The organism is Pseudomonas sp. 39004, assembly GCF_028682155.1.
Lineage (GTDB): Bacteria > Pseudomonadota > Gammaproteobacteria > Pseudomonadales > Pseudomonadaceae > Aquipseudomonas > Aquipseudomonas capeferrum.
In genome coordinates this window covers 1-2,730 of sequence record NZ_JANIAG010000316.1, presented here as the reverse complement: position 1 = coordinate 2,730, position 2,730 = coordinate 1, and the positions used below count along the sequence as shown (strand labels likewise).

General features: G+C 62.1%; 1 protein-coding gene. It reads left to right on the top strand.

Features of this window, described 5'->3' with window-relative positions; genetic code table 11:
* Positions 1-135 precede the first annotated feature (135 nt).
* The gene (locus NP534_RS26510) at positions 136-2,037 is read left to right on the top strand and encodes a sigma-54-dependent Fis family transcriptional regulator (protein ID WP_274100701.1); all 1,902 of its coding nucleotides are present in this window, start codon (positions 136-138) and stop codon (positions 2,035-2,037) included.
* The last annotated feature ends 693 nt before the right edge of the window (positions 2,038-2,730 follow it).

Below are 2,730 nucleotides of genomic sequence, written 5' to 3'. Positions count from 1 at the left end.
GAGCTTAGCTCGCGATGCGCCGCGCGGGCGGCGCTCGATATCCACCCCCCTGCAAAGCTAAAGACAAGCAACTCCCAGACCCAAAATCAGCTATGGTTTCCCCAACTCAAATAACAAGAACTTGGTAGAGCGCCCATGGCCACACCCCGCGCCAGTGAACTGGCCGCCTTCGTCGACTGCCACTTTGCCGAACGTGGCCTGACGCCAGAACCGGTGATCGCTGAATCCTGGTACCGCAGCATCAATCAGCACCACCTGGACCCCGCCCTGCGCCACGTCGACAACATCCTCAGCGCCGCTGAAATCCGCCAGCACCAAGCCCAGCACGAGGCCTACCTGGCCATCGCCAGCCAGGGCGTCAGTGGCCTGGCCAAGCGCGTGGTGGACGCTGGTTTCGCCGTGCTGCTCAGCGACGCCGACGGCATCACGCTGGCCGCCCGCCTGCCCGCCGACCCACAGCGCTACACCCGCTCCGGGCTGATCGTCGGCGCGCGCTGGGACGAGTCGATTGCCGGCACCAACGGCATCGGCACTGCCTTGGCCTCTCAGCAGGCACTGACCATCCACCGTCAGGAGCACTTCCTTGCGGCCAATGCGCGGCTCAGTTGCTCGGTGTCACCGATCTTCGATGCCCACAACCAACTGCTCGGCTGCCTAAACGCGACCTGCCTGTACAACGACGGCCCCAAGCAAGCCCAGCACCTGACCTTGCAACTGGTGACCCTGTACGCCCGGTTGATCGAGAACAGCCATTTCCGCCAGCGTTACCGCGACCGCCTGACCTTGGCCATCAAACCACGCGACGACTTCTGCGACCTGGCCGCCGAGCAACTGCTGGCACTGGACGAAAGCGGCCGGGTAATCGGCGCCAATCGGGCAGCGTTCCTGGCGCATACCGGCAAGCTGTTGGGCGTGGCCATCGAGCAACTGCTGCCCGCCACCATCGACCAGTTGCTGGACCTGACGCGCGGCGGTGCCCGTGGCACTCAACTGCGCGGTCATGAACAAGCGCACCTTCTGGATGTGGGCCTGCGCGTACCGGCCGGTTACCGCCAAGCGCCTTCTGCGCGGCCCGCGCCCACCCGCACTGCACACCCCACGCTCGAGCAACTGGCAGGCCAGGACACACAGCTGCAACAAGGCGTGAAACGCCTGCGCAAGGTGCTGGACCGAGACATCGCGATTCTTCTGAACGGCGAAACCGGCACCGGCAAAGAGGCATTCGCCCGTGCCTTGCACCAGGCTAGCCAGCGCCATGCCAAACCGTTCGTGGCGCTCAACTGTGCGGCGATACCCGAATCTCTGATCGAAAGCGAACTGTTCGGCTACCGCGCCGGCAGCTTCACCGGGGCCAACCGCAAGGGCATGAAAGGCAAGCTGGAGCAGGCCAATGGCGGCACGCTGTTCCTCGACGAGATCGGCGACATGCCGGCGCACCTGCAAACGCGCCTGCTGCGGGTGCTTGCCGAGCGCGAGCTGGTGCCGCTGGGTGCCGAAGCGCCGGTAGCACTGGACCTCCAGGTGATTTCGGCAACGCACCAGGACCTGCAGGCAATGATTGGCGACAGGCGCTTTCGCGAAGACCTCTACTATCGGTTGTGCGGGATGCGCATGACGTTGCCGGCACTGCGTGAACGCAGTGACCGGCGCGCATTGATCGAAGGGTTGTTGGCAGGGCTGCCGGGGGGCGCTGGTCTGCGCCTGAGCGATGAAGCGTGGCGCTGCTTGCTCGGGCACGCCTGGCCGGGGAACGTGCGGCAGTTGCTCAATGCGTTGCGTCAGGCCGTCGCGCTGGCCGAAGGTGGGCTGATCGAAGTGGCTGACCTGCCGGAGGTAGTGGCCGACCCTGCAGCGCCTGCGCGGCCAAAGGTGCTGGAGCAGCAGGTCGAGGCTGCCGAGGCGCGGCATTTGCTGGAGGTGTTGAAGCGAGAGCGCTGGAACATGAGCGTAGCGGCAGAGGCCGCGGGGGTTTCGCGGTCGACGCTGTATCGCAAGATGAAGCGATACGGCATCGTCCAGCCCAACCAGTTGGGCTGACTGAACCGGCCCCTTCCCTGGTGGCCATGCGCGAGGGCATGGGGTGAGTCAAGTTCAGAAATGTCGTACAGCCATGGCTTTGGCTGCCCTCCAAATGAGCAGCCAGAATTCATGAAGTAATCGGCAAAACGACCCGCTGACGGGAGGCCCTTTCGGACTTACAATCTGCCCGACTCAATTAGGGCCCAAACCACAAAAAGCCATGCACAACCGATTAATAGACACCAGAACGAGACCTGCAGTCGACGTTTGAGATAGAGCGGACAGTTTTTACAATCATCAGCCTCTAACCAGCCTTGGCGAACCCCCAAACTCGGCCATGCCGATGCCAATGTCACGCCATACACTATCCTCGTTCTTGTCCCAAGCGAAATAGTACTCCAATATTTCAAATCATCCACTAACCCCTGGCTATTTCTAAATGCCGTGCAAAGCACATCGAAATGCCGAGTAGCGGCTATATGATAACTTATGCCTACCCCGGTGAGCCCAATAATGAAAGGCGCGAGTACAAAAGCCATTTTCAAACCCATGGGCACATTTGAAAAATCAATCGCGGCCAAGCCTTTTTGGGGAGGTGTGGATGCCTGTAGATTGTTTCAGGGCCACCAGGTGCCTGGCTTGGGTTTTTCAGGGGGGCGAAGATCGAGCGCCGCCCGCGCGGCGCATCGCGAGCTAAGCTCGCTCCTACAT